Raw genomic sequence first — 9,003 nt, forward strand, 5'->3', positions numbered from 1 at the left:
CCGTAACTCTGACTTGACTATTACCCAGCATGGCGGTGGTAATGGTGCAGATGTTGGTCAGGGCTCAGATGACAGCTCAATCGATCTGACCCAACGTGGCTTCGGTAACAGCGCCACTCTTGATCAGTGGAACGGCAAAAATTCTGAAATGACTGTTAAACAGTTCGGTGGTGGCAACGGTGCTGCAGTTGACCAGACTGCATCGAACTCCTCCGTCAACGTGACTCAGGTTGGCTTTGGTAACAACGCGACCGCTCATCAGTATTAATACATCATTTGTATTACAGAAACAGGGCGCAAGCCCTGTTTTTTTTCGGGAGAAGAATATGAATGCGTTATTACTCCTTGCGGCACTTTCCAGCCAGATAACCTTTAATACGACCCAGCAAGGGGATATGTACACCATTATTCCTGAAGTTACTCTTACTCAATCTTGTCTGTGCAGAGTACAAATATTGTCCCTGCGCGAAGGCAGTTCAGGGCAAAGTCAGACGAAGCAAGAAAAGACCCTCTCATTGCCTGCTAATCAACCCATTGCTTTGACGAAGTTGAGTTTAAATATTTCCCCGGAAGATCGGGTGAAAATAGTTGTTACTGTTTCTGATGGACAGGCACTTCATTTATCACAACAATGGACGCCCTCTTCAGAAAAGTCTTAATTTGTTGAAATATCGAGCATAAGATGAATCTGGAGAGAATGGTCTGCTGCGAATCAGCCAACCTGAAAGTATGGATAACACAACCCTCAAGGATGACTAATCATTGAGGAAATAGAATAAATGTTCAGACCTTTTTTAGACTCTCTTATGCTCGGCAGTTTGTTTTTTCCTTTTATTGCCATTGCAGGAAGCACCGCGCAAGGGGGCGTGATCCATTTTTATGGCCAAATTGTGGAACCGGCATGTGACGTCAGCACCCAGTCATCACCCGTAGAAATGAACTGCCCATAGAATGGTTCTATTCCGGGCAAAACCTACTCCAGCAAAGCGTTAATGAGCGGCAATGTCAAAAACGCGCAAATAGCCTCAGTAAAAGTGCAGTATCTTGATAAACAGAAAAAGCTGGCTGTAATGAACATCGAATATAACTAAGTTTCTGAACAACTCACGTTGCTGAGCAGAAAAATGCGATTTAACCAAAAAGCCTGCTGTACACTTAAGAAACAAGAAGGTGTAAGGAGGCGTTATGAAAACGCGTATTCATGTTGTGCAGGGTGATATTACCAAACTGGCCGTTGATGTGATTGTGAATGCGGCTAATCCGTCATTAATGGGAGGCGGCGGCGTCGATGGGGCCATTCATCGCGCAGCGGGTCCGGCCCTGCTGGATGCCTGTTTAAAAGTCAGGCAACAGCAGGGCGATTGCCCTACGGGGCATGCCGTTATTACGCTTGCAGGCGATCTTCCCGCTAAAGCCGTAGTACACACCGTCGGGCCAGTCTGGCGTGGTGGTGAACAAAACGAAGACCAGCTTTTGCAGGATGCCTATCTGAATAGCCTACGACTGGTGGCGGCAAACAGCTATACGTCAGTGGCTTTTCCTGCAATCAGTACTGGGGTTTATGGTTACCCTCGTGCGGCAGCGGCTGAAATCGCAGTTAAAACCGTTTCAGAATTTATTACCCGTCACGCTTTACCCGAACAGGTATACTTTGTCTGTTATGATGAAGAAAACGCCCACCTCTACGAAAGACTCCTTACCCAACAAGGAGATGAATGATTTGCCCCGGCTGGCGAGCGCGGTGCTGCCACTGTGTTCGCAACATCCCGGTCAGTGTGGTCTTTTCCCTCTGGAGAAAAGTCTGGATGCGTTTGCCGCCCGGTATCGTCTGGCCGAAATGGCAGAGCATACGCTGGATGTTCAGTATTACATCTGGTAGGACGATATGTCGGGGCGGTTACTGTTTTCCGCCCTGTTAGCCGCAGCAAAGCGTGGCGTTCGCGTCCGTTTGTTGCTGGACGACAACAATACGCCCGGACTTGACGACATTTTACGCTTGCTTGACAGTCATCCACGCATTGAAGTCCGGCTTTTTAATCCTTTCTCGTTTCGCTTGCTACGTCCGCTTGGATATATCACCGACTTTTCCCGTCTCAATCGCCGGATGCACAATAAAAGTTTCACTGTCGATGGCGTGGTTACCCTAGTGGGAGGACTAAATATTGGTGATGCCTATTTTAGTGCAGGGGAAGAGCGACTTTTTTCGGATTTAGATGTCATGGCAATAGGCCCCGTGGTAGAGGACGTTGCCGATGATTTCGCCCGCTACTGGTATTGCAAATCGGTTTCACCCTTACAGCAGGTGCTGGATGTCCCGGAAGGTGAAATGGCGGATCGCATCGAGTTACCCGCCTCCTGGCATAACGATGCCATGACGCATCGTTATTTACGCAAAATGGAATCCAGTCCATTTATAAATCATCTGGTTGATGGAACGTTGCCGCTTATCTGGGCGAAGACACGTTTATTAAGTGATGATCCGGCGAAAGGGGAGGGCAAGGCAAAACGGCATTCACTGTTACCGCAGCGCCTGTTCGATATCATGGGCTCACCCAGTGAACGCATCGATATTATCTCTTCCTATTTTGTACCGACACGCGCAGGTGTGGCGCAACTCTTACGGATGGTGAGAAAAGGGGTAAAGATTGCGATCCTAACCAATTCTCTTGCCGCTAACGATGTTGCTGTCGTCCATGCCGGATACGCGCGCTGGCGCAAAAAATTGCTCCGCTATGGCGTGGAATTATATGAACTCAAGCCGACGCGTGAACAAAGCAGTACGTTACACGATCGCGGCATAACCGGTAATTCCGGTGCCAGCCTGCATGCTAAAACTTTTAGCATCGATGGTAAAACGGTGTTTATCGGCTCTTTCAATTTCGATCCGCGTTCAACATTGCTCAATACTGAAATGGGCTTCGTGATAGAGAGCGAAACGCTGGCACAGTTAATTGATAAACGCTTTATTCAGAGCCAGTACGATGCGGCCTGGCAGCTCCGTCTGGACAGGTGGGGACGGATCAACTGGGTTGATCGTCATGCAAAGAAAGAGGTTATTCTCAAAAAAGAACCCGCCACCAGTTTCTGGAAGCGGGTTATGGTCAGACTGGCGTCGATATTGCCCGTGGAATGGTTATTGTAAATGTGGCTTAACGGGCTGGTGCTTTATCGTTCTCACGCTTAACAACCGGTTTACCAGAGAACAAAAACTTCAGTAACGGGATGCGTAAATGAATTTCATACAGAATTATCGCAATCCCTACTACGAATATCAGGCCACAGAGAAAACCAAGCCAGTTGGAGGTGATGTGCGGTGTAATGTATGCGCCGAAAAACAGCGTTAACGGGTGGTGAACCAGATAGATAAACAGCGATGCGTTAACAAAATAAGTCACCCGCGCTGACTGGAAGTTAAGTAAACGGTGGCCAAAGGAGAAGACCACATTCACCATCCACAGGCCGAGGACCATGGTGATCACCGACTCGGTTTCGTACATCCAGGCATCGCCACTGCCATAGCGCTGGTTGAGTAAATAAGCGACAAACGCCAATGCTGCAGCGAGGGTACAGCCACGAGACGGCGTGGTAAACAAGGCTTTAAGATGAGGGAAAATGAAAGCCAGTGCGCCGAGGATAAAGAACGGTAAATAAAATAGCGTTTGCATGACAATAAAATTGAACATGCCATTACTCAGAATGGGTGGATACACAATAAAAATCGTTCTTCTTATTACCGCATAGCCGATGCCGAGGCATAAAAAAATCACCGATAGTTTTACCATCGAGAATTTTTTATTCGTTTTATCAGAATTTTCTAAATTATTTCTGATGCGCTTAAATATCCATACACACAGCGTCGTCATGACTACTAACACCAGTAAAAACCACAGGTGTGATATTAATTCCCAGGCCAACGTATTATATTTGTCATACAATGATAGCCCAGGCCAACTTTCCGCTTTCCCTTTGACATATTGCAGCATAATAAATTGCGGTAATGTCAGTAGGGGGATGGCTGTTAACATCGGGATACCTACACGTTCGACACGTACTTTCCACCATTTTTTCAAGGGATAGCGTAAAAAAAGCATGTAGGAAAAGTATCCGGATATAACGAAAAATACCTGCATGCGGAACGAGTGGATGAAGTCATTAAAAAGGGTCAGCCACAATGACGGTTCGGCGCTATTCACATGCCATGTATGGCTCGAATAGATTAAAGAAATATGAAAAGGGATCCCTAACAACATCAGCCAGGCGCGGATGGAGTCGAGGAAATATTCACGTTGCGCGGGTACTGGATTCATATATGGTTAACTAATCTCGGATTTTTCGTCTTATCCCTGTCGGGTTATGCCTTTAGGCTTGTTGCCATAGCGACACCGACCTGACCGCGCCAGGCGCAGGCTTCAAGGTTTTTATGCATAGCATCATCGCTACCACTAACCAGAATGGAAGCGTCTGTAAGACGGTTGATAAATAAATTTGCTGGCAAACCCTACACGAAGTCGATGCTTCTGTCTTTAGGAGAAGCACGGAAAGTGAAAACGGTTGCAATCAGGTGCTTAATCCATGAGCCAGCGTGCTGAACGATACCGGGATTCAGTTGTCGGAATGGCTGGTTATCCATTAAAATAGATCGGATCGATATAAGCACACAAAGGGGGAAGTGCTTACTAATTATGAAACATAAACTACAAATGATGAAAATGCGTTGGTTGAGTGCTGCAGTAATGTTAACCCTGTATACATCTTCAAGCTGGGCTTTCAGTATTGATGATGTCGCAAAGCAAGCTCAATCCTTAGCCGGGAAAGGCTATGAGGCGCCTAAAAGCAACTTGCCCTCCGTTTTCCGCGACATGAAATACGCGGACTATCAGCAGATCCAGTTTAATCATGACAAAGCGTACTGGAACAATCTGAAGACCCCATTCAAACTCGAGTTCTACCATCAGGGTATGTACTTCGATACCCCGGTCAAAATAAATGAAGTGACTGCCACCGCAGTCAAACGAATCAAATACAGCCCGGATTATTTCACTTTCGGCGATGTTCAGCATGACAAAGACACGGTAAAAGACCTTGGTTTTGCCGGTTTTAAAGTGCTTTACCCGATCAACAGCAAAGATAAAAACGATGAAATCGTCAGCATGCTCGGGGCCAGCTATTTCCGCGTGATTGGTGCAGGTCAGGTTTATGGCCTTTCTGCCCGCGGCCTAGCAATTGATACCGCTTTGCCATCGGGTGAAGAATTTCCACGCTTCAAAGAGTTCTGGATCGAGCGTCCAAAACCGACTGATAAACGTTTAACCATTTATGCATTGCTTGACTCGCCGCGTGCGACAGGTGCTTACAAATTCGTGGTTATGCCAGGGCGTGACACGGTTGTGGATGTGCAGTCGAAAATCTATCTGCGCGATAAAGTCGGCAAACTGGGGGTTGCACCGTTAACCAGTATGTTCCTGTTTGGGCCGAACCAACCGTCGCCTGCAAATAACTATCGTCCGGAGTTGCACGACTCTAACGGTCTGTCTATCCATGCTGGTAATGGCGAATGGATCTGGCGTCCGTTGAATAACCCGAAACATTTAGCGGTCAGCAGCTTCTCCATGGAAAACCCGCGAGGCTTTGGTCTGTTGCAGCGAGGTCGTGATTTCTCCCGCTTTGAAGATCTCGATGATCGTTACGATCTCCGTCCAAGCGCATGGGTGACTCCGAAAGGGGAGTGGGGCAAAGGCAGCGTTGAGCTGGTGGAAATTCCAACCAACGATGAAACCAACGATAACATCGTCGCTTACTGGACGCCGGATCAGCTGCCGGAGCCGGGTAAAGAGATGAACTTTAAATACACCATCACCTTCAGCCGTGATGAAGACAAACTGCATGCGCCAGATAACGCATGGGTGCAACAAACGCGTCGTTCAACGGGGGATGTGAAGCAGTCGAACCTGATTCGCCAGCCTGACGGTACTATCGCCTTTGTGGTCGATTTTACCGGCGCAGAGATGAAAAAACTGCCAGAGGATACCCCGGTCACAGCGCAAACCAGCATTGGTGATAATGGTGAGATAGTTGAAAGCACGGTGCGCTATAACCCGGTTACCAAAGGCTGGCGTCTGGTGATGCGTGTGAAAGTGAAAGATGCCAAGAAAACCACTGAAATGCGTGCTGCGCTGGTGAATGCCGATCAGACGTTGAGTGAAACCTGGAGCTACCAGTTACCTGCCAATGAATAAGACAACTGAGTACATTGACGCAATGCCCATCGCCGCAAGCGAGAAAGCAGCATTGCCGAAGACTGATATCCGCGCCGTTCATCAGGCGCTGGATGCCGAACACCGCACCTGGGCGCGGGAGGATGATTCCCCGCAAGGCTCGGTAAAGGCGCGTCTGGAACAAGCCTGGCCAGATTCACTTGCTGATGGACAGTTAATTAAAGACGACGAAGGGCGCGATCAGCTTAAGGCGATGCCAGAAGCAAAACGCTCCTCGATGTTTCCCGACCCGTGGCGTACCAACCCGGTAGGCCGTTTCTGGGATCGCCTGCGTGGACGCGATGTCACGCCGCGCTATCTGGCTCGTTTGACCAAAGAAGAGCAGGAGAGCGAGCAAAAGTGGCGTACCGTTGGTACCATCCGCCGTTACATTCTGTTGATCCTGACGCTCGCGCAAACTGTTGTCGCGACCTGGTATATGAAGACCATTCTTCCTTATCAGGGTTGGGCGCTGATTAATCCTATGGATATGGTTGGTCAGGATTTGTGGGTTTCCTTTATGCAGCTTCTGCCTTATATGCTGCAAACCGGTATCCTGATCCTTTTTGCGGTACTGTTCTGTTGGGTGTCCGCCGGATTCTGGACGGCGTTGATGGGCTTCCTGCAACTGCTTATTGGTCGCGATAAATACAGTATATCTGCGTCAACAGTTGGCGATGAACCATTAAACCCGGAGCATCGCACGGCGTTGATCATGCCTATCTGTAACGAAGACGTGAACCGTGTTTTTGCTGGCTTGCGTGCAACGTGGGAATCAGTAAAAGCCACCGGGAATGCCAAACACTTTGATGTCTACATTCTGAGTGACAGTTATAACCCGGATATCTGCGTCGCAGAGCAAAAAGCCTGGATGGAGCTTATCGCTGAAGTCGGTGGCGAAGGTCAGATTTTCTATCGCCGCCGCCGTCGCCGCGTGAAGCGTAAAAGCGGTAATATCGATGACTTCTGCCGTCGCTGGGGCAGCCAGTACAGCTACATGGTGGTGCTGGATGCTGACTCGGTAATGACCGGTGATTGTTTATGCGGCCTGGTGCGCTTGATGGAAGCCAACCCGAACGCCGGGATCATTCAGTCGTCGCCGAAAGCGTCCGGTATGGATACGCTGTATGCGCGCTGTCAGCAGTTCGCGACCCGCGTGTATGGGCCACTGTTTACAGCCGGTTTGCACTTCTGGCAACTTGGCGAGTCGCACTACTGGGGACATAACGCGATTATCCGCGTGAAACCATTTATCGAGCACTGCGCACTGGCTCCGCTGCCGGGCGAAGGTTCCTTTGCCGGTTCAATCCTGTCACATGACTTCGTAGAAGCGGCGTTGATGCGCCGTGCAGGTTGGGGGGTCTGGATTGCTTACGATCTCCCGGGTTCTTATGAAGAATTGCCGCCTAACTTGCTTGATGAGCTAAAACGTGACCGCCGCTGGTGCCACGGTAACCTGATGAACTTCCGTCTGTTCCTGGTTAAGGGTATGCACCCGGTTCACCGTGCGGTGTTCCTGACGGGCGTGATGTCTTATCTCTCCGCTCCGCTGTGGTTTATGTTCCTCGCGCTCTCTACTGCATTGCAGGTAGTGCATGCGTTGACCGAACCGCAATACTTCCTGCAACCACGGCAGTTGTTCCCGGTGTGGCCGCAGTGGCGTCCTGAGCTGGCGATTGCACTTTTTGCTTCGACCATGGTGCTGTTGTTCCTGCCGAAGTTATTGAGCATTTTGCTTATCTGGTGCAAAGGAACGAAAGAATACGGCGGCTTCTGGCGCGTTACATTATCGTTGCTGCTGGAAGTGCTGTTTTCCGTGCTGCTGGCTCCGGTACGCATGCTGTTCCATACGGTCTTCGTTGTCAGCGCGTTCCTTGGCTGGGAAGTGGTGTGGAATTCACCGCAGCGTGATGATGACTCCACTTCATGGGGCGAAGCGTTCAAACGCCACGGCTCACAGCTGCTGTTGGGGTTAGTGTGGGCTGTTGGGATGGCGTGGCTGGATCTGCGTTTCCTGTTCTGGCTGGCACCGATTGTCTTCTCGTTGATCCTGTCACCGTTTGTTTCGGTGATTTCCAGCCGTGCCACCGTTGGTCTGCGCACCAAACGCTGGAAACTGTTCCTGATCCCGGAAGAGTATTCACCGCCGCAGGTGCTGGTTGATACCGATCGGTTCCTTGAGATGAATCGCCAACGCTCCCTTGACGATGGCTTTATGCACGCAGTGTTTAACCCGTCATTTAACGCTCTGGCAACCGCAATGGCGACAGCGCGTCACCGCGCCAGTAAGGTGCTGGAAATCGCCCGTGACCGCCACGTTGAACAGGCGCTTAACGAGACGCCAGAGAAGCTGAATCGCGATCGTCGCCTGGTGCTGCTAAGCGATCCGGTGACGATGGCCCGTCTGCATTTCCGCGTCTGGAATTCCCCTGAAAGATATTCTTCATGGGTGAGTTATTACGAAGGGATAAAGCTCAATCCACTGGCATTGCGTAAACCGGATGCGGCTTCGCAATAAAAACGTAGTTGCCTGATGCGCTACGCTTATCAGGCCTACATCGTTCCTGCAATTTATTGATTTTGCAAGATTTTGTAGGTCGGATAAGGCGTTCACGCCACATCCGGCAAAAACAACGAGCCAATAAAAATACCGGCGTTATGCCGTAATGCCAGTCAGTTAAGCAACTGACTGGCTCTTTTTCGGGGCTGTGGGGTATTTCCAGGGCCTCTCCTTTACCACTCTCGATCG

Annotated in this window: 7 protein-coding genes and 2 pseudogenes; 7 read left to right on the forward strand and 2 right to left on the reverse strand. The window is 49.7% G+C overall.

The genetic code is table 11. From position 1 onward, the window contains the following. From ACUU1I_RS17740 to clsC, 5 genes and pseudogenes are all read left to right on the forward strand, one after another. On the forward strand, positions 1 to 268 hold a 268-nt coding region (locus ACUU1I_RS17740; protein ID WP_032157015.1), incomplete at its 5' end, for a curlin major subunit CsgA. A 58-nt stretch (positions 269 to 326) separates the two neighbouring features. Beyond that, positions 327 to 659 carry a curli assembly chaperone CsgC gene (gene csgC, locus ACUU1I_RS17745; RefSeq protein WP_000992821.1) on the forward strand — a complete coding sequence of 111 codons (333 nt, stop codon included), beginning with the start codon at positions 327 to 329 and terminating at the stop codon, positions 657 to 659. A 120-nt stretch (positions 660 to 779) separates the two neighbouring features. After that, positions 780 to 1,091, forward strand: a pseudogene (gene ymdA / locus ACUU1I_RS17750) (protein YmdA). 94 nt (positions 1,092 to 1,185) lie between these two features. Further along, positions 1,186 to 1,719: an O-acetyl-ADP-ribose deacetylase gene (gene ymdB, locus ACUU1I_RS17755; RefSeq protein WP_000857405.1), complete on the forward strand. Its 534-nt coding sequence runs from the start codon at positions 1,186 to 1,188 to the stop codon at positions 1,717 to 1,719. Beyond that, positions 1,661 to 3,142, forward strand: a pseudogene (gene clsC, locus ACUU1I_RS17760) (cardiolipin synthase ClsC). The gene ymdB and the pseudogene clsC overlap by 59 nt, the downstream one beginning before the upstream one ends. Before the next feature lie 7 nt (positions 3,143 to 3,149). Here clsC and mdoC read toward each other — a convergent pair. After that, positions 3,150 to 4,307, reverse strand: coding sequence for a glucans biosynthesis protein MdoC (mdoC, locus tag ACUU1I_RS17765; RefSeq protein ID WP_001070350.1), 1,158 nt, complete (start codon positions 4,305 to 4,307; stop codon positions 3,150 to 3,152). Between the two features lie 393 nt (positions 4,308 to 4,700). Between mdoC and mdoG the strand changes: the two genes are divergently transcribed. Then, a complete protein-coding gene (mdoG, locus tag ACUU1I_RS17770; protein WP_073705683.1) occupies positions 4,701 to 6,236 on the forward strand; it encodes a glucans biosynthesis protein MdoG in 1,536 nt (511 codons plus the stop codon). Continuing rightward, positions 6,229 to 8,772, forward strand: a complete 2,544-nt coding sequence (gene mdoH / locus ACUU1I_RS17775) for a glucans biosynthesis glucosyltransferase MdoH (RefSeq protein WP_001295445.1) — start codon at positions 6,229 to 6,231, stop codon at positions 8,770 to 8,772. Before mdoG ends, mdoH begins: the two co-directional genes overlap by 8 nt. Before the next feature lie 159 nt (positions 8,773 to 8,931). On the opposite strand, the gene ACUU1I_RS17780 is transcribed toward mdoH, so the two are convergent. Then, the coding region (locus ACUU1I_RS17780) for a hypothetical protein (protein ID WP_449144202.1) at positions 8,932 to 9,003 on the reverse strand (72 nt) is incomplete at its 5' end.

This window comes from Shigella sp. SIG3 (assembly GCF_053555855.1).

Coding starts and splice junctions, on each gene's coding strand:
- csgC (WP_000992821.1), top strand. CDS start 327: ATGAATGCGTTATTACTCCTTGCGGCACTTTCCAGCCAGATAACCTTT.
- ymdB (WP_000857405.1), top strand. CDS start 1,186: ATGAAAACGCGTATTCATGTTGTGCAGGGTGATATTACCAAACTGGCC.
- mdoC (WP_001070350.1), bottom strand. CDS start 4,307: ATGAATCCAGTACCCGCGCAACGTGAATATTTCCTCGACTCCATCCGC.
- mdoG (WP_073705683.1), top strand. CDS start 4,701: ATGATGAAAATGCGTTGGTTGAGTGCTGCAGTAATGTTAACCCTGTAT.
- mdoH (WP_001295445.1), top strand. CDS start 6,229: ATGAATAAGACAACTGAGTACATTGACGCAATGCCCATCGCCGCAAGC.